Annotated in this window: 14 protein-coding genes and 2 pseudogenes; 8 read left to right on the top strand and 8 right to left on the bottom strand. The window is 67.5% G+C overall.

The features are described 5' to 3' along the window. The first annotated feature begins 1 nt into the window (after nucleotide 1). Entirely contained in the window at nucleotides 2-1,369 is a 1,368-nt protein-coding gene (gene otsA / locus H5368_RS12185; protein ID WP_182824971.1) for an alpha,alpha-trehalose-phosphate synthase (UDP-forming), read from the top strand. A 7-nt stretch (nucleotides 1,370-1,376) separates the two neighbouring features. On the opposite strand, the gene gloA is transcribed toward otsA, so the two are convergent. The 3 genes from gloA to rluD form a co-directional block, all read right to left on the bottom strand. Next, nucleotides 1,377-1,907, bottom strand: a complete 531-nt coding sequence (gene gloA / locus H5368_RS12180) for a lactoylglutathione lyase (RefSeq protein ID WP_182824969.1) — start codon at nucleotides 1,905-1,907, stop codon at nucleotides 1,377-1,379. Nucleotides 1,908-1,982: 75 nt separating this feature from the next. Next, complete coding sequence (pgeF, locus tag H5368_RS12175) at nucleotides 1,983-2,780, bottom strand: peptidoglycan editing factor PgeF (protein ID WP_182824967.1); 798 nt, start codon at nucleotides 2,778-2,780, stop codon at nucleotides 1,983-1,985. Further along, nucleotides 2,777-3,796, bottom strand: a complete 1,020-nt coding sequence (gene rluD / locus H5368_RS12170; RefSeq protein WP_182824964.1) for a 23S rRNA pseudouridine(1911/1915/1917) synthase RluD — start codon at nucleotides 3,794-3,796, stop codon at nucleotides 2,777-2,779. Before rluD ends, pgeF begins: the two co-directional genes overlap by 4 nt. Before the next feature lie 91 nt (nucleotides 3,797-3,887). On the opposite strand from rluD, the gene H5368_RS12165 reads away from it, so the two are divergent. After that, complete coding sequence (locus H5368_RS12165; protein ID WP_182824962.1) at nucleotides 3,888-4,742, top strand: outer membrane protein assembly factor BamD; 855 nt, start codon at nucleotides 3,888-3,890, stop codon at nucleotides 4,740-4,742. Nucleotides 4,743-4,772: 30 nt separating this feature from the next. On the opposite strand, the gene H5368_RS12160 is transcribed toward H5368_RS12165, so the two are convergent. From H5368_RS12160 to sucC, 5 genes are all read right to left on the bottom strand, one after another. Next, complete coding sequence (locus H5368_RS12160; protein WP_182824960.1) at nucleotides 4,773-6,410, bottom strand: NAD+ synthase; 1,638 nt, start codon at nucleotides 6,408-6,410, stop codon at nucleotides 4,773-4,775. A 1-nt stretch (nucleotide 6,411) separates the two neighbouring features. After that, a complete protein-coding gene (locus H5368_RS12155; protein WP_182824958.1) occupies nucleotides 6,412-6,726 on the bottom strand; it encodes a CcdB family protein in 315 nt (104 codons plus the stop codon). Then, the gene (locus H5368_RS12150) at nucleotides 6,723-6,989 is read right to left on the bottom strand and encodes a type II toxin-antitoxin system CcdA family antitoxin (protein ID WP_182824956.1); all 267 of its coding nucleotides are present in this window, start codon (nucleotides 6,987-6,989) and stop codon (nucleotides 6,723-6,725) included. The genes H5368_RS12155 and H5368_RS12150 overlap by 4 nt, the downstream gene beginning before the upstream one ends. Before the next feature lie 238 nt (nucleotides 6,990-7,227). Next, nucleotides 7,228-8,106: a succinate--CoA ligase subunit alpha gene (gene sucD, locus H5368_RS12145; protein WP_182824954.1), complete on the bottom strand. Its 879-nt coding sequence runs from the start codon at nucleotides 8,104-8,106 to the stop codon at nucleotides 7,228-7,230. 50 nt (nucleotides 8,107-8,156) lie between these two features. Next, nucleotides 8,157-9,323, bottom strand: coding sequence for an ADP-forming succinate--CoA ligase subunit beta (sucC, locus tag H5368_RS12140; protein WP_182824952.1), 1,167 nt, complete (start codon nucleotides 9,321-9,323; stop codon nucleotides 8,157-8,159). A 173-nt stretch (nucleotides 9,324-9,496) separates the two neighbouring features. Between sucC and H5368_RS12135 the strand changes: the two genes are divergently transcribed. From H5368_RS12135 to H5368_RS12110, 6 genes and pseudogenes are all read left to right on the top strand, one after another. Beyond that, nucleotides 9,497-11,077, top strand: coding sequence for an ATP-binding protein (locus H5368_RS12135; RefSeq protein ID WP_182825305.1), 1,581 nt, complete (start codon nucleotides 9,497-9,499; stop codon nucleotides 11,075-11,077). 76 nt (nucleotides 11,078-11,153) lie between these two features. Continuing rightward, a complete protein-coding gene (locus H5368_RS12130; protein WP_182825303.1) occupies nucleotides 11,154-12,554 on the top strand; it encodes a sigma-54 dependent transcriptional regulator in 1,401 nt (466 codons plus the stop codon). Between the two features lie 281 nt (nucleotides 12,555-12,835). Continuing rightward, a pseudogene (locus H5368_RS12125) lies at nucleotides 12,836-12,928 on the top strand (prepilin-type N-terminal cleavage/methylation domain-containing protein); the annotation flags it as partial. A 501-nt stretch (nucleotides 12,929-13,429) separates the two neighbouring features. Beyond that, a pseudogene (locus tag H5368_RS13430) lies at nucleotides 13,430-13,570 on the top strand (prepilin-type N-terminal cleavage/methylation domain-containing protein); the annotation flags it as partial. Between the two features lie 324 nt (nucleotides 13,571-13,894). Continuing rightward, nucleotides 13,895-15,619, top strand: a complete 1,725-nt coding sequence (pilB, locus tag H5368_RS12115) for a type IV-A pilus assembly ATPase PilB (RefSeq protein WP_182824948.1) — start codon at nucleotides 13,895-13,897, stop codon at nucleotides 15,617-15,619. 100 nt (nucleotides 15,620-15,719) lie between these two features. Further along, the gene (locus H5368_RS12110; RefSeq protein ID WP_182824946.1) at nucleotides 15,720-16,994 is read left to right on the top strand and encodes a type II secretion system F family protein; all 1,275 of its coding nucleotides are present in this window, start codon (nucleotides 15,720-15,722) and stop codon (nucleotides 16,992-16,994) included. Nucleotides 16,995-16,996: the final 2 nt, after the last annotated feature.

The raw sequence follows: 16,996 nt of genomic DNA, 5'->3' as shown, positions 1-16,996 counted from the left end.
CATGGCGCGCCTGGTGGTGGTCTCCAATCGCGTCTCGCTCCCCGGGGAAACCCGGGCCGGCGGGCTGGCGGTGGCGCTGCGCGCGGCGCTCGCCGAACGCGGCGGGCTGTGGTTCGGCTGGAGCGGGCGCACGGTGGCCGGAGCGTCCGGCGAGATGCACGAAGAGCGCGAAGGCGACACCAGCTACCTGTTGATGGACCTGTCGAAGCGAGATTTCGACGACTACTACAACGGCTTCGCCAACCGCACGCTGTGGCCGCTGCTGCACTTCCGCATGGACCTGGTGGATTACACGCGCCAGACCTACGCCGGCTACCGCCGCGTCAACGAGCTGTTCGCCGACCGGCTGGTGCCGGAACTGCGCGAAGACGACCTGATCTGGATCCACGACTACCACCTGATCCCGCTGGCCCAGCGCCTGCGCGAACGCGGCGTGGGCAACCGCATCGGCTTCTTCCTGCATGTGCCGATGCCGTCGTCGGACCTGCTGGCGGCGCTGCCCGAGCATCGCGAAGTGTTCGCCGCGCTGTCGTCGTACGACCTGGTCGGATTCCAGACCGGACGCGACCTCGAACGCTTCCAGGACTACGTGCGCCTGTACGGCGGCGGCGGCGTGATGGGCAGCGGCGTGCTGGCTTCGCCCGACGGCCGCCAGTTCCACGGCGGCGCGTTCCCGATCGGCATCGACGTGGCCACCATCGCCAGCCAGGCCGCGCGCGCCATGAAGCGCCTGCCGGTGAAGCGCCTGCGCGAAAGCCTCAGCGGGCGCCGGCTGGCGATCGGCGTCGACCGCCTGGATTATTCAAAGGGGCTTCCGGAGCGCTTCCGCGCGTTCGAGCGCCATCTCGAACGGCACCCCGAACAGAGCGGCCAGCTCACCTTCCTGCAGATCGCGCCGCCGTCGCGCAGCGACGTGCCCGAGTACCGGCAGCTGCGCCGCGAACTTGAAACACTGGCCGGCCACATCAACAGCGGCCACGCCACGCCCGACTGGACGCCGGTGCGCTACGTCAACCGCAACTTCGCGCACGAAGTGCTGACCGGCTTCTACCGCACCGCCGACGTCGGCGTGGTCACGCCAATGCGCGACGGCATGAACCTGGTGGCCAAGGAGTACGTGGCCGCGCAGGACCCCGAAGACCCCGGCGTGCTGGTGCTGTCGCGTTTCGCCGGTGCCGCGCGCGAGCTCGAGACCGCGCTGCAGGTCAATCCCTACGACCTGGACGGCGTGGCCGACGCGCTCGCGCAGGCGGTCGCCATGCCGCTGCCGGAACGGCGCGAACGCTGGCGCGCGATGATGGACACCATCGAGGGCTACGACATCCACGCCTGGCGGCGCGATTTCCTGGCCAGGCTCGCCGCGCGCTGAGCGGACGCTATGCCAGCGCCGACTGCTGGATCAGCTCGATCCAGTAGCCGTCCGGATCCTTGACGAAGGCGAGGTGCTTCATGCGCCCGTCCTCCAGCCGCTTCTGGAACGGCACGCCCAGCGCCTCCAGGCGCGCGCAGGTGGCGCGCAGGTCGGGCACGCTCAGGCAGATGTGGCCGAAACCGCGCGGCTCGCTGTTGCCGTCGTGGTACACGGGCCCGTCCTGGTCCTCGGTGCCGTGGTTGTGGGTCAGCTCCAGCACGCCCTGCAGGCCGGCGATCCAGTGCTGGCGTGCCTGGGCGTCCTCGGGCATCGCCGACAGGTCATCGACCAGCGCCAGGAAGTACAGCGAAAACGCGGCCTCCGGGAACTCGTTGCTGCGCAGCAGGCTGAAGCCGAGCACGCGCGTGTAGAAGTCCAGCGAGGCGCGTGCATCCTTGATGCGCAGCATGGTGTGGTTGAAGACGAAGCCGGCGGTCGCGGCGTCGCGCGCGGCGGCGACGCCAGGCGCGGTAGGGGTGTCGGTCATGGTCGGCATCCTGTGGGGGAAGTGCCGGCCATTATCGCGCGTCGGCGGCCCTGCCCCCGGCGCGGCGCAGAAAACGGCCGGGCTTCAGCGTTCCAGCCACGCCAGCGTGGCCATGCGCCCGGTGCGCGCATCGCGGCGATGCGAATAGAAGCGCGCCGGCTCGCTGATGGTGCACAAGTCGCCGCCGTGGATGTCGTGCGCGGCAAGCCCGGCAGCCTGAAGCCGGCGGCGCGCGAGCGCGTAAAGATCGACACGCCAGTGCCCGGCGCGGGTGGCCGCGAATGCCGCGTCGGCACCCGCATCGATCGACACGAAGGCATCGCGGACTTCGGCACCGACTTCATACGCCTGCGGTCCCGCCGCGGGGCCCAGCCAGGCGACGAGATCGCAAGGCGCCGCCTGCATCGCCGCGACCGTGCGCTCCAGCACGCCGGCCGCCAGTCCGCGCCAGCCGGCATGCACGGCGCCAATCTCTCCGCCAGTGCGCGCCGCCAGCACCACCGGCAGGCAGTCGGCGGTGAGGATGGCAAGCACGGTGCCCGCGCTGGCGGTCACCGCGGCGTCCGCTTCCGGCTCCGCGGCCATGCGCGCGCGCTCCGCGGTCGCGTCGCCGGGTGGCAGGGCCGCGTCCACGCGCAGCACGCCCGTGCCGTGCACCTGGCGCAACCAGCGCGGCGCCGAGGGCAGGTCCGCGACCGCCGCGAGTCCGGCGCGATTGGTCGCCACGATGGCGGGATCGTCGCCGGTGTCAGCGCGCGCGTTGCCGAGGTTGAAGCTGTCGAACGGCGCGCTCGACGCGCCCGCGCCGTGGCGCAAGGTCACCAGCGCACGCACGCCGGGTGGCGCGGGCCAGTCGGCGTGCAGCCATGGCGCCCTGCTCATCGCCGCGACTGAGGCTGCGCCTGCGCGTAGGCGCGGCTGTCGTCGCGCAGCGCGCGCAGCAGGGCCTGCATGTCCGCGGGCAGCGGCGCTTCGCAGCGGATGGATTCGCCGGTCGTCGGATGCACGAACTCCAGCACCTGCGCATGCAATGCCTGGCGGCGGAATCCGCGCAACACCGTGACCAGTTCGTCGGACGCACCGCGCGGCAGCTTCAGCGGACCGCCGTACATCGGGTCGCCGAGGATCGGATGCTTCATGTGCGTCATGTGCACGCGGATCTGGTGGGTGCGCCCTGTTTCCAGGCGGCAATCGAGCGCGGTGTGCGCGCGGAAGCGCTCCTGCAGGCGGTAATGCGTGGTCGCCTCGCGGCCGTCCTCGCGCACCGCCATGCGGATGCGATCGCGCGGGTGGCGGTCGATCGCCGCGTTGACCGTGCCGCCCGACACCAGCGCGCCGACCACCACGGCCAGGTACTGGCGGTGCACTTCGCGCGCCGACAGCTGCGCCACCAGGGCGGTCTGCGCCTGCACGGTGCGTGCGATCACCATGACGCCGGACGTGTCCTTGTCGAGGCGGTGCACGATGCCGGCGCGCGGCACCAGCGCCAGCGCCGGGTCGCGGAACAGCAGCGCGTTGACCAGGGTGCCGTCGGGATTGCCGGCGCCGGGGTGGACGACGAGGCCCGCGGGCTTGTCGACCACCAGCACGTCGGCGTCCTCGTACAGCACCGACAGCGGGATGTCCTGCGGCTCGGCGGTCACCTGGGTGTCGAGCGTGGCGGCCAGCACCACCTCCTCGCCGCCGCGCACCGGGTCGCGCGGGCGCACCACGGCACCATCCAGCAGCGCGTCGCCGGACTTGATCCAGGTGGTCAGCTTGGAGCGCGAGAATTCGGGGAACAGCTCGGCCAGCACCGCGTCGAAGCGGCGCCCGGACAGCGCGTCGGGGACGCGCGCGGTGAGCGGGGCTTCGGCGGCGCCGTCGGCGGCGCCTGCATCGGGTTCGTGGTCGGACATGGGGGCGGGGCTCGGGTTCAGGCGCGCCCGGCGGCAGGCCGGGACTGGCTGCTATTATCCCCGGTTCACGCCTCCGCTGCCCCAGATGCCCATGACCGCTCGCCCGACCCTGTTCCGCCGTGCCCTGCTGCTCGTGCTGCTGGCGGTGCTCGCCACCTCCGGATGTGCCCGGATGAAGGGCATGTTCAAGGACGAGGATGCCAACGAAGGCATCCCGGCCGAGACCCTCTACGACAAGGGCCACCTGCAGCTGCGCCGCGGCAACTGGAGCGGAGCGACCACCACCTACAGGCGGCTGGTGGCGCAATACCCCTACGGCGCGCACACCGAGCAGGCGCTGATGGAAACCGCCTACGCGCAGTACAAGATGGGCAACAACGAGGAAGCCATCTCGTCCATCGACCGCTTCATCCGCACCTACCCCACGCACCGCAACGTGGCGTACATGTACTACCTGCGCGGCCTGGTGAACTCCAACCGCGACACCGTCTTCCTGCAGCGCGTCTGGTCGCTCGATGCCAGCCGTCGCGACCTGGCCACGCCGACCCAGGGCTTCAACGACTTCTCCATCGTCGCCGACCGCTATCCCAACAGCCGCTACGCCGCCGACGCGCGCCAGCGCATGGTGGCGCTGCGCAACCTGTTCGCCCGCCACGAGATCGAGACGGCGCTGTATTACATGCGCCGCCAAGCCTGGGTGGGCGCCAGCGAGCGCGCCACCTACCTGCTGGAAACCTACCCGCAGAGCGAATACCAGAACGACGCCGTCGCCGTGCTGGCGGCTGCGTACACCGAGCTCGGCAACACCACCCTGGCCGCCGACGCCCGGCGCGTGCTGGAGCTCAACGAGCCGGCACATCCCTACCTGACCGGCAAGTGGCCCACGTATCCGTGGACCATCCGCAAGCTCAACCCGTTTGCTTCGGAAAAATCCGCGCTGGAGTGACGGCGCTCCGTGGTGGCCGTGAGGATTCGGCTAGTGGGTGTACTTGTTGCTGATCGGGTAGCGGCGCTCGCGGCCGAAGGCGCGGCGCGAGATCTTCGGGCCTGGCGCCGACTGCTGGCGCTTCCACTCGCTGGTGCGCACCAGCTTCACCACGCGGTCCACGACCGCCACGTCGAAGCCGGCGGCGGTGATCTCCTCGCGTGACTGTTCCAGGTCGACGAAGCGGCGCAGGATCGCATCCAGCACGTCGTAGGGCGGCAGCGAGTCCTGGTCGAGCTGGTTGTCGCGCAGCTCCGCCGACGGCGCCCGCGCGATCACCGCGGGCGGGATGACCGGCGCGCCGCCCACCGTGTTGCGCCACTTCGACAGGCCGTAGACCTCGGTCTTGTAGAGATCCTTGATGGGCGCGTAGGCGCCGCACATGTCGCCGTAGATGGTGGCGTAGCCGACCGCGTACTCGCTCTTGTTGCCGGTGGTCAGCACCAGCCCGCCGAGCTTGTTGGACAGCGCCATCAGGATCGCGCCGCGCGCGCGTGACTGCAGGTTCTCCTCGGCGGTATCGACCTCGTGGCCGTCGAAGGCCTCGCGCAGTGCCGACAGGTAGCCCTCGAAGGGCGCCTCGATCGGCACCGTCATCAGCTCCACGCCCAGCGCCCTGCACTGTTCCTCGGCCAGGTCGTTGCTGAGGTTGGCGGTGTAGCGCGACGGCATGCGCACCGCGGTCACGTTGGCCGCACCCAACGCATCCACCGCCATCGCCAGCACGATCGACGAGTCGATCCCGCCCGACAGCCCCAGCCACGCGCGCGTGAACCCGTTCTTGGCGAAGTAGTCGCGGATGCCGCGCACCACCGCGCGCCAGGCCAGCGCATCCATGCTCTCGTCGCCGTCGTCCATCCACAGCATGGGCGTGAACGCGCGGCGCGCGGCGTCGTAATCGACCACAAGCCATTGGTCGGTGAACGCCGCCGCGGCCGGGTGCACCGTGCCGTCGCCGTCGGCCACCACCGAAGCGCCGTCGAACACCAGCGCGTCCTGCCCGCCCACCAGGTTGAGGTAGGCGATGGCCGCGCCGTTGGCGCGCGTGAGCTCGGCCAGCATGGCGTCGCGCTGCGCGTGCTTGCCGCGCTCGAACGGCGAGGCGTTGGGCACCAGCACCAGCTCGGCGCCCTGCGCCACGGTGTCGGCGATCGGCTCGGGGAACCACAGGTCCTCGCAGACCAGCACGCCCACCGGCACGCCCTTGACCTCGAACACGCAGGAGCCGCCGTCGGGATCGACGTGGAAGTAGCGGCGCTCGTCGAACACGTTGTAGTTGGGCAGCTCGCGCTTGCGGTAGGTGCGCTCGACGCGGCCGTCGCGCAGCACACTGGCCGCGTTGTAGAGGATGCTGCCGGCGGACTCCGGCCAGCCGACGACCGCCACGATGCCGGTCGCCGCCGCAGCCACCTGCTGCAGCGCGCGCGCGCAGTGGGCCAGGAACGACGGCCGCAGCAGCAGGTCCTCCGGCGGATAGCCGCTGATGGCGAGTTCCGGGAATACCACGATGTCGGCGGCGTATTCGTCGCGCGCCTCGGCGATCATCGCGGCGATGCGCGTGGCGTTGCCTTCGACGTCGCCGACGGGGAAGTCGAACTGGGCGAGTGCAATGCGGAGCGTTGGGGTCATGTCAGATTCCATGCGTCAGGAAGTCCAGTGCACCGATGATGATCTGACGATCGGCGGACAGGTCTGCCAGCCGCCTGCCGAGCATCTGCATCGGCACGTTCGTGATCTGTGCGGTGTCCATCACGAGCGGCCTGCCGGCGACGGTCAGGGTTGGCATCAGGCTGGCGACCGACGGCCGCCCGCGCTCGGGCGCGATCAAAGGCACGACCACGCGTGATTCGGCAGTGTCGATCAAATCGCTCTGGACGTTCAGCCAGCAGGGTATGGAACGCCGCCACGCGACGTCGGCATTCAAATAGACGCAGAACTGGCTCATGCCTTGAGCGATGCCTTGAATGCCCGGACATGATCTCCGGCAAGGCCATCGCGCGCGACGCGCTCGTTGTATGCGGCGATCGCCTCCCGGTTTTCCTCCAGCCACTTCTCGCGCTTGCGTGCCCCGACCTCGACCTCCAGCGCGCGCTCGAGCGTTGCGGACAGATTGATGTCCAGGGCCTTGGCGTCTGCCAGGAGCCCCTGGTTGATGCTGACGTTGGTGGCACGCTTGCCGAAGCCGGCATAGTCCTCGCGAATGCGCATGATGGCTCTCCATGAGTGTGCGCATTGATGATGCGCACTAAAGACGCGCACAGTCAATCAGTCAGTCGAGGGACCCTGTGATCGCCGGGAGGCCTTCGCGGCTCTGCGCTGACTGCGGCCCAAAGAAAAACCCCGCACGAATGCGGGGTCCTCATCAAGCAGAGTGCGGCGCAACCAGCCCCCACCTGCCCTTTACCCGTCTTCCAGGCTTCGCGAGAAAAAAGCCCTTGCTTCTGCCTTACCCAGCCAGACGCTTGGCAATCGCCGCACCCAGGTCACCCGGCGACTTCACCGTGGTCACGCCGGCCTTCTCCATCGCCGCGAACTTGCCTTCCGCCGTACCCGAACCACCGGACGCGATCGCACCCGCGTGGCCCATGCGCTTGCCCTTCGGGGCGCTGGCACCGGCGATGAAGCCCACCACCGGCTTGGTCACGTACTCGGCGATGAACTCCGCCGCTTCTTCCTCGGCCGAACCGCCGATCTCGCCGACCATGATGATGCCCTCGGTCTGCGCATCGTCCTGGAACAGCTTCAGGCAGTCGATGAAGTTGAGCCCGTTGATCGGGTCGCCGCCGATGCCGATCACCGTCGACTGGCCGAGGCCGGCGTCGGTGGTCTGCTTGACCGCCTCATAGGTGAGCGTGCCCGAGCGCGAGACGATCGCGATCTTGCCCGGCATGTGGATATGGCCCGGCATGATGCCGATCTTGCACTCGCCCGGGGTGATCACGCCGGGGCAGTTGGGGCCCACCAGCACGGTCTCCGGATAGGTGGTGACCAGGGTCTTCTTGACGCGCAGCATGTCCAGCACCGGGATGCCCTCGGTGATGCACACGATCACCGCGATGCCGGCATCTGCGGCCTCGAGGATCGCGTCGGCCGCGAACGGTGGCGGCACGTAGATCACCGACGCGTTGGCGCCGGTCTCGGCGACGGCATCGGCCACGGTGTTGAACACCGGAAGGCCCAGGTGCTCGCTGCCGCCCTTGCCGGGGGTCACGCCGCCCACGACCTTGGTGCCGTAGTCGAGCATCTGCTCGGCGTGGAAGGTGCCCTGCGTGCCGGTGAAGCCCTGCACGATGACCTTGGTGTCCTTGTTGATCAGAACGCTCATTCGAATTGGATCCTGGAAAGTTGGAAGTGGGGGCTGCCGCGCGCTGCGCGTCAGGCGGCCTTGGCGGCTTGGACGGCCTTGCGCGCGCCGTCGTTGATGTTGTCGGCCGCGGTGATGGCCAGGCCGCTCGACTTCAGCAGTGCCTTGCCTTCTTCCACGTTGGTGCCTTCCAGGCGCACGATCACCGGCACCTTGACGTCCACTTCCTTGACCGCGGCGATGATGCCCTCGGCGATCATGTCGCAGCGCACGATGCCGCCGAAGATGTTGACGAAGATCGCCTTCACGTCGTCCGACGACAGGATCAGCTTGAACGCCTCGGTCACGCGCGCCTTGGTGGCGCCGCCGCCCACGTCCAGGAAGTTGGCCGGCGAGCCGCCTTCGAGCTGGATGACGTCCATGGTGGCCATGGCTAGGCCCGCGCCGTTGACCATGCAGCCGATGTTGCCGTCCATGGTCACGTAGTTGAGGTCATGCTGGCTGGCCTTGACCTCGGTCTCGTCTTCCTGGCGGATGTCGCGCATGGCGACCAGCTCGGGATGGCGGAAGCCGGCGTTGTCGTCGGAGTCGACCTTGCCGTCGAGCACCGCGAGGTTGCCGTCGGTGAGGATGGCCAGCGGATTGAGCTCCACCAGTGCCAGGTCCTTCTCGTTGAACAGCTTGTAGAGGCCCATCATGATCTTGGTGAGCTGGTTGACCTGCTTGGCGTTCAGGCCAAGGCCAAAGCCCATGTCGCGGCACTGGTAGGGCTGCAGGCCCTGGATGAAGTTGACGTTGAGCGACTGGATCTTCTCAGGGGTCTCGGCCGCCACCTGCTCGATGTCCACGCCGCCTTCGCTGGAGGCGATGAAGGTCACCGACTGCGTGCTGCGGTCGACCAGCACGGAGAGGTAGAGCTCCTTGGCGATGTCGGTGGCCTGGGTGACCAGCACCGCGTCGATCGGCAGCTTGATGCCGGCCGTCTGGTAGGTCTCCATCTTCGTGCCGAGCATCGCCGAGGCGTACTCCTTCACCTGCTCGAGCGTCTTGGCGAGTTTCACGCCGCCGGCCTTGCCGCGGCCGCCCGCGTGGATCTGGGCCTTGACCACCCAGAAGTCGCCGCCGATGGCCTTGGCCGCGTCGACGGCCTCCTCGGCGGTATGCGCGACGCGCCCGGCCGGGACTGCAATGCCGTAATCGGCAAACAACTGCTTCGCCTGGTACTCGTGGAAGTTCATGTGGGGATCCGTGGGTGGGAAAGTGGGACAGCGCCCGGCATTCTCGCCGATCCGGCCGCCCCACGCCAAAAAACCCCAGCCCCGCCACGGCGGACAGCGCGCCCCGGCCCTATATAGTGCCTCGACCCCCGAGGGAGCCACGGTCCTTGCCCAGTCCCGCCGCCGACCGCGCCATGCGCCGCGAGCTCTACCTGCTTGCCCTCTACCGGGTGCTCGAGGCCACGCTGCTGGCGGCCATGGTGTTCAGCCCTGCCGGCGCGCTGTTCGGCGAACCGCGCGACCCCGCGCTTGCCGCCACGGTGGCCGTGGCCTACCTGCTGATGTCGCTGGTGCTGCTGCTGTTCTCGCGGCGCGAGGACTACCCGATGCTGCCGCACCTGCTGGTGGGCATCGTCTGCGACGTGGGCGCCGCCACGCTGGCCACGCACGCCATGCCCAGTGCCGGGCCCGGCATCGCGATGATGCTGCTGTTCAATGTGGGCGCGGCCTCGCTGCTGCTGCCGCTGCGCCTGGGCCTGGTGGCCGCGGCGCTGGCCTCCGGCGCGCTGGTGCTGCAGTTCATGGTGGTGTCCACGAGCGGCGGCCTGATGCGCGACCGGCCGCTGGCCGAAGTGCTGATGTTCTCCGTCAGCTACTTCGCCATGGCCACGCTGACCAACCTCCTGGGCCTGCAGACGCGCGAGAGTCGCACCATCGCGCAGCAGCGCGGCGCCGAGGCGGCCAACCTTGCCGAGATCAACGAACTGATCATCCGCCGCATGCGCGTGGGCGTGATGATGGTCGACGGCGCCGGCCACATCCGCATGTCCAACGAAGCCGCCATGGTGCTGCTGGGCAACACCGCCAGCGGTGCCGACGGCCAGCCGCGTACCCTGCCGCAGATTTCCCCGGCGCTGGCCATGCGCGTGGCCGAATGGCGGCGCAGCGGCGAGAGCGACGACACCCCGCTGAAGATCGGCGACGACGGCCTGGACATCCTGCCGCGCTTCGCGCGCCTGCTGGCCACCGACGACACCACCCTGATCTTCCTCGACGACACCTCGCTGGTGTCGCGCCGCGCCGAAACCCTCACCCTCGCCGCGATGGGCCGCTTCTCGGCAAGCCTCGCGCACGAGATCCGCAACCCGCTGGCCGCGATCAGCTACGCCACGCAGCTGCTGGAGGAGTCACGCGACATCGGTGACGCCGACCGCCGCCTGCTGCAGATCGTCCACCAGCAGTGCATGCGCACCAACGGCATCGTCGAAAGCGTGCTGGGTCTCGCCCGCCGCGAACGTGCCCAGCCGGAGCACGTCGACCTGGTCGCGCTGGTGCGCAACTTCATCGACGACTACCGCGAGACCACCCCGGAAGAGAACGCCAGCCTCAAGGCTGCCGGCAGCCTGGCGCGGCTCCCGGCCATGGTCGACCCGCGCCACCTGCACCAGGCGCTGACCGCGCTGGTCAACAACGCCGTGCGCCACGGCCACCAGCCCGGTGAGCCCGCGCGCATCACCCTCCATGTCGGCGTGCACCACGAGCACCCGGTGATCGAGGTCAGCGACCGCGGCCCCGGCATCCCCGATGCCGTCACCGCACAGCTGTTCCGGCCGTTCTTCACCACCTCCGAGCACGGCACGGGCCTCGGCCTCTACATCGCCCACGAACTGTGCCGCGCCAACGAGGCCACGCTGGATTACGTGCCCGTTCCGGGGGGCGGCGCCTGCTTCCGGATCGTGCTGCGTGGCCGGAATGCGATGCTCGCCACAGCTTGAAACCTTTGACACTCGTCACAGTCTGAAAAAAAGTGCCAAAATTGGTCACCTATCGCCAGACACCCCCATGACCACCATGAGTGAAGCCCGCAGCGCCCTCATCGTCGATGACGAGCACGACATCCGCGAGCTGCTGGTGCTCACCCTGGGCCGCATGGGCCTGCGCACCGACACCGCCGCCAACCTGGCGGTCGCCCGCGAGATGCTGGCCGTCGCCAGCTACGACCTCTGCCTGACCGACATGCGCCTGCCCGACGGCTCGGGCCTTGAGCTGGTGAGCGACATCTCCACGCGCTTCCCCAATACGCCAGTGGCGGTGATCACCGCCTACGGCAACGTCGAAGCCGCGGTGGAAGCGCTGAAGGCCGGCGCCTTCGACTTCGTCAACAAGCCGGTGGACATCAACGTGCTGCGCGGCCTGGTGCGCCAGGCGCTGGAGCTCAACACCAAGCGCACCACGCGCCCCGAAGAGGCCAGCCGCCTGCTCGGCACCTCGCCGGCGATGGTCGGCCTGCGCGACACCATCGCCAAGGTCTCGCGCAGCCAGGCGCCGGTGCACATCAGCGGCGAGTCCGGCACCGGCAAGGAACTGGTGGCGCGCACCATCCACGCCCAGGGCGCGCGCGCCGGCGGTCCGTTCGTGCCGGTCAACTGCGGCGCCATCCCCACCGAGCTGATGGAGAGCGAGTTCTTCGGCCACAAGAAGGGCAGCTTCACCGGCGCGCATGCCGACAAGCCCGGCCTGTTCCAGACCGCCGACGGCGGCACCCTGTTCCTGGACGAGGTGGCCGAGCTGCCGCTGTCCATGCAGGTCAAGCTGCTGCGCGCCATCCAGGAAAAGAAGATCCGGCCGGTGGGTGCGTCGACTGAAATCGATGTCGACGTGCGCATCCTGTCGGCGACGCACAAGGACCTCAACGCCCTGGTCAACGCCGGCAGCTTCCGCCACGACCTGTACTACCGCATCAACGTGATCGAGCTCAACGTGCCGGCGCTGCGCGAGCGCGATGGCGACCTGCCGCTGCTGTCCAACGCGATCTTCGCGCGGCTGGCGCAGGCGATGCACCGCCCCGCCCCCGTGCTGGGCGCGGACGCCCTGGCCGCGCTTGCGGGCTATGCGTTCCCGGGCAACGTGCGCGAACTGGAGAACGTGCTGGAACGCGCCATGGCCCTGGCGGACAGCGACAACATCACGGCCGCGGACCTGCGGCTGCCGACCGGCGCCGGATCCAGCTTCGCCTCGCAGGGCCGCGGCACGCCCGCGGCGGCAACGCCACAGATCGGCCCGGCACCCGGCGCGCTCAACCCGCGCGAGACCGCATCCAGCGCCCTGCCCTCGTATATCGAGGAGATCGAACGTGCCGCGATCCAACAGGCGCTGACCGAGAGCCGCTACAACAAGACCAAGGCGGCGGCGGCGCTGGGGATCACGTTCCGCGCGCTGCGGTACAAGTTGAAGAAGCTCGGGATCGACTGAAGCCCGCTTCACGCGACCTTCATCACATCGAAGCGGAAAACAGTGACCTTAATTGTCACTCCGCGCGCCATAAGTGACGCTGCGCGACGAATCCTCTCCGTCAGCGACAGCCCGGATCGTGATTGCGGTTGCACATCCGTTCATCGGCGATGTCGGCCATGGCATTGGCACGGGTTATGCATACACTCTCCGGGCACGTGCGACGTCGCACGGCTGCCACGGACCGGACCCACCGGTGACGCGCGGCACGTGAAGTTGATTCCACTCCTAGGGGATACACCATGAAGAAGATGCAGAAGGGCTTCACCCTGATCGAACTGATGATCGTCGTTGCGATCATCGCCATCCTGGCCGCCATCGCGCTGCCGGCGTACAACAACTACCGCATCCGTTCGCATGAGGGTGCCTGCCAAGCTGAAGCCAAGGCCTATATCAACTCGGCCGTGGCCGCTGCCCAGTCGCAGATGACACAGCCGGTGTGGGCGGGTACTGCTTGCGGGGCGCCGGCTCCGGCGGTTATCGACGAGGCAGCCGTGCAGGGCAATACTCCGATCATCTTTACCCCCGCTGCCGCAGCTGGCCCCGGCACCGCGCCGACGACTTGCAACGCCGGGACCGCCACTTGCACGATGACGCCGTCGGTCTAATCGGAAGACTGTGTTAGGAGGCACGCTGACCTACCTGACATCGTATGCGTCAGCTTGAAGAAACCCCGCTTCGGCGGGGTTTTTTCATTTCCCCCCAGATCGGGCGGCGGCGCAATAGACACTCCAGTCACACTATGCGCATCCTGCCGCTCCAAGTGCGCGCTCCAACGCAAAACTGGCGCGCTTCTTGCGACCAATTGAGTGAAGCACTCAGGCAGGCACACACCCATGTCCAGCGCAACGCGCGGCTTCACCTTGATCGAACTGATGATTGTAGTAGCGATCATTGCCATCCTCACCGCGATTGCTCTGCCGGCCTACGAGAATTACCGGATCCGCGCTCGCGAGGGTGCGTGTCAGGCAGAGATGAAGAGCTACGCAAACTTCTCGCTGGCTACGCTACAGATGCAACGAACCCCCGCCCCGCCCTCAGCGCAGGCGTGTCTCTCGGCCGACACGGCCACGACAATCGGCGTGGACATCACCGGTACGCCACAGTTGCCAGGTACGCGACAAACGATATGCGACATGAACACCGGCAACTGCACGCTGGAACCGTGAAAGTTTCGGCATGAGGCAGGGCTCATGCGACATGCGCCTCAGACATTCGACGTGCTCTCAATAAGTCGAGAGTGGCTCCACGATTAGGGTTCATGCGCTAAAGTCCGTGATTGTCGAGGGAAACCACGCGCAATGAACACAGCCTCCACCTCTCATCTCGTTGGCATTACCGGCATCGCCCGCCGCCTCGTCCTGGATGGGGCGATGGACGAGGCAACCGCACGAGACGCGCTCGACAAAGCCACCGCTGGACGCAAGCAGATCGCGTTGTACCTGCGCGAGCAGAAGCTGATTACCGCGGGACAAATGGCCGCGGCCAACTCCGCGGAGTTCGGCATGCCGCTGTTCGACCCCTCCACAATGGACGGTTCACAAAGTGCGGTGAAGCTTGTCAAGGAAGACTTGCTGCAGAAGCACAGCGTGCTGCCACTGTTCAAGCGCGGCAACAAGCTGTACGTGGGTATTGCCGACCCCACCAACACACACGCGCTCGACGAGATCAAGTTCCACACCAACCTGATGGTGGAACCGATTCTGGTCGCCGAAGATGCTATTCGCCAGACCATGGAACTGTGGCTGCAAGCGGCGGACAGTTTCTCCGAAGCGCTGGAAGACAGCGACGGCCTGGAGAACCTTGAGGTCGAGGCTGGCGATGACGACGCGCGCGACAGCGGCGTCGAGGGCAAGCAGGACGACACGCCGGTCGTGAAGTTCGTCAACAAGGTGCTGATCGATGCGATCAAGCGCGGCGCCTCGGACATCCATTTCGAGCCCTACGAAGACGACTACCGCGTGCGCCTGCGCATCGACGGCATCCTCAAGCAGACCGCGAAGATGCCGGTCAAGCTGAACTCGCGCATCAGCGCGCGCCTGAAGGTCATGGCCCAGCTCGACATCGCCGAGAAACGGGTGCCACAGGACGGCCGCATCAAGCTCAACATCAGCAAGACCAAGCAGATAGACTTTCGCGTGAGCACCCTGCCCACGCTGTTCGGCGAGAAGGTGGTGCTGCGTATCCTGGACGCAGCTGCGGCACGACTCGGCATCGAGAAGCTGGGTTACGAGCCCGACCAGCGGGCGCTGTTCGAAGAGGCCATCCACAAGCCCTACGGCATGGTGCTGGTCACCGGCCCCACCGGCTCGGGCAAGACGGTGAGTCTCTACACGGCGCTCGGCATCCTCAACGATGAAGTACGCAACATCTCGACTGTGGAGGATCCGGTCGAGATTCGATTGACAGGCGTGAACCAGGTGCAGCAGAACGAGCGCCGCGGCATGACCTTCGCCGCAGCGCTGCGCAGTTTCCTGCGCCAGGACCCGGACATCATCATGGTCGGCGAGATCCGCGACCTGGAGACCGCCGAGATCGCCATCAAGGCCGCACAGACCGGCCACATGGTGCTCTCCACCCTGCACACCAACGACGCCCCGCAGACCATTGCCCGCCTGCTGAACATGGGCATCGCGCCCTACAACATCACAAGCTCCGTCACCCTCGTGATCGCGCAGCGCCTGGCGCGCCGGCTTTGCGAGCGCTGCAAGCAGCCGGTAGAGCTGCCGGTCAACGCCCTGCTGGCCGCCGGTTTCACCGCTGACGACGTGCACGAGGGATTCACCGTGTACGAGGCGGTGGGCTGCGACCAGTGCACCAGCGGCTACAAGGGCCGCAGCGGCATCTACCAGGTCATGCCGATGACCGACGAGATCGCCGCCATCGTGCTGGAGGGTGGCAATGCCATCCAGATTGCCGCCGCCGCGCAGAAATCGGGCGTGCGCGACCTGCGCCAGTCGGCGCTGCTGAAGGTCAAGGCGGGCGTGACCAGCCTGGCCGAAATCAGCCGCGTCACCACCGACTGACCGATCGGACGCCGGAAACCGGCCCCACGTCACAGGCCGGCGCTTCACTTGGGGCCGCAACCGGCTACCATCGTCAGTTGGGGCTCCAAGGGGACTACGAATGGCCGTGACACGTTCCGCCGCCAAGACCGCTGCGCGACAGGCTGCCAAGCCGGTGCGAGACGGCGTGACCCTGCCGATGTTCGTCTGGGAGGGCATCGACAAGCGCGGCAAGAAGATGAAGGGCGAGCAGCAGGCGAGAAACGCCAACCTGCTGCGCGCCGAACTGCGCCGCCAGGGCATACAGCCGGGCAAGGTGAAGCCCAAGGGCAAGCCGCTGTTTGGCTCAGCCGGCAAGCCGGTCAATCCTCGCGACATCGCGGTGTTCAGCCGCCAGATCGCCACCATGATGAAATCCGGCGTGCCCATCGTGATGGCGCTGGAGATCATCGGCAACGGCCAGAAGAACCCGCGGATGAAGAAGCTGATCGACGATGTCCGCATGGACATCGAAGGCGGCTCATCCATCTACGAGGCCATGTGCAAGCACCCGGTGCAGTTCGACGAGCTGTACCGCAACCTGGTGCGCGCCGGCGAGTCCTCGGGTGCGCTGGAAACGGTGCTGGCCACCGTGGCCGACTACAAGGAAAACATCGAGTCCATCAAGGGCAAGATCAAGAAGGCGCTGTTCTACCCGGCCGCCGTGATTGCGGTGGCGATCCTGGTCTGCGCCGTGCTGATGGTCTACGTGGTGCCGATCTTCAGCGAGCAGTTCGAGAGCTACGGCGCCGAGCTGCCGGCGTTCACCGCGCTGGTCTTCGGCATCTCTGGGATGATGGTGAAATGGTGGTGGGCGGTGGTGCTCATCGCTGTCGGCAGCGCCGCGACGTTCCTTTACTTCTACAAGCGCTCGCTGCCGCTCCAGCACTGGGTAGACCGCATGCTGCTCAAGATCCCGGTGATCGGCCAGGTGCTGCACAACTCCGCCATCGCGCGTTTTTCGCGCACGCTGGGCGTGACCTTCGCTGCGGGTGTACCGCTGGTGGAAGCCATGGAGAGCGTGGCCGGCGCCACCGGCAGCACGGTGTACCAGAAGGCCGTGGACGCCATGCGTGAGGACGTCTCGGTGGGCTATCCGCTGAACGTGGCGATGAAGCAGGTCAACCTGTTCCCGCACATGGTGGTGCAGATGACCGCCATTGGCGAAGAGGCCGGCGCGCTCGACACCATGCTGTTCAAGGTAGCCGAGTTCTACGAGGAAGAGGTCGACAATGCAGTGGACACGATCTCCAGCCTGATCGAGCCGTTCGTGATGGTGGTGATCGGCGGCATGGTGGGCTCGATCGTGGTGGCCATGTACCTGCCGATCTTCAAGCTCGCCATGACGGTGATGTAAGC

It is taken from the genome of Luteimonas sp. MC1782, assembly GCF_014164605.1.
In the GTDB taxonomy this organism is placed as follows: domain Bacteria; phylum Pseudomonadota; class Gammaproteobacteria; order Xanthomonadales; family Xanthomonadaceae; genus Luteimonas.
The sequence above is the reverse complement of the archived record's forward strand: the minus strand, read 5'-3'. Positions and strand labels throughout refer to the sequence as shown.

What these genes read in the sequence shown, in the direction of transcription:
- H5368_RS12135 (WP_182825305.1), top strand. Translation starts at nt 9,497, where the DNA reads ATGCGCCGCGAGCTCTACCTGCTTGCCCTCTACCGGGTGCTCGAGGCC.
- H5368_RS12165 (WP_182824962.1), top strand. Translation starts at nt 3,888, where the DNA reads ATGACCGCTCGCCCGACCCTGTTCCGCCGTGCCCTGCTGCTCGTGCTG.
- H5368_RS12150 (WP_182824956.1), bottom strand. Translation starts at nt 6,989, where the DNA reads ATGCGCATTCGCGAGGACTATGCCGGCTTCGGCAAGCGTGCCACCAAC.
- rluD (WP_182824964.1), bottom strand. Translation starts at nt 3,796, where the DNA reads ATGTCCGACCACGAACCCGATGCAGGCGCCGCCGACGGCGCCGCCGAA.
- H5368_RS12110 (WP_182824946.1), top strand. Translation starts at nt 15,720, where the DNA reads ATGGCCGTGACACGTTCCGCCGCCAAGACCGCTGCGCGACAGGCTGCC.
- sucC (WP_182824952.1), bottom strand. Translation starts at nt 9,323, where the DNA reads ATGAACTTCCACGAGTACCAGGCGAAGCAGTTGTTTGCCGATTACGGC.
- otsA (WP_182824971.1), top strand. Translation starts at nt 2, where the DNA reads ATGGCGCGCCTGGTGGTGGTCTCCAATCGCGTCTCGCTCCCCGGGGAA.
- pilB (WP_182824948.1), top strand. Translation starts at nt 13,895, where the DNA reads ATGAACACAGCCTCCACCTCTCATCTCGTTGGCATTACCGGCATCGCC.
- gloA (WP_182824969.1), bottom strand. Translation starts at nt 1,907, where the DNA reads ATGCCGACCATGACCGACACCCCTACCGCGCCTGGCGTCGCCGCCGCG.
- H5368_RS12160 (WP_182824960.1), bottom strand. Translation starts at nt 6,410, where the DNA reads ATGACCCCAACGCTCCGCATTGCACTCGCCCAGTTCGACTTCCCCGTC.
- H5368_RS12155 (WP_182824958.1), bottom strand. Translation starts at nt 6,726, where the DNA reads ATGAGCCAGTTCTGCGTCTATTTGAATGCCGACGTCGCGTGGCGGCGT.
- H5368_RS12130 (WP_182825303.1), top strand. Translation starts at nt 11,154, where the DNA reads ATGAGTGAAGCCCGCAGCGCCCTCATCGTCGATGACGAGCACGACATC.
- sucD (WP_182824954.1), bottom strand. Translation starts at nt 8,106, where the DNA reads ATGAGCGTTCTGATCAACAAGGACACCAAGGTCATCGTGCAGGGCTTC.
- pgeF (WP_182824967.1), bottom strand. Translation starts at nt 2,780, where the DNA reads ATGAGCAGGGCGCCATGGCTGCACGCCGACTGGCCCGCGCCACCCGGC.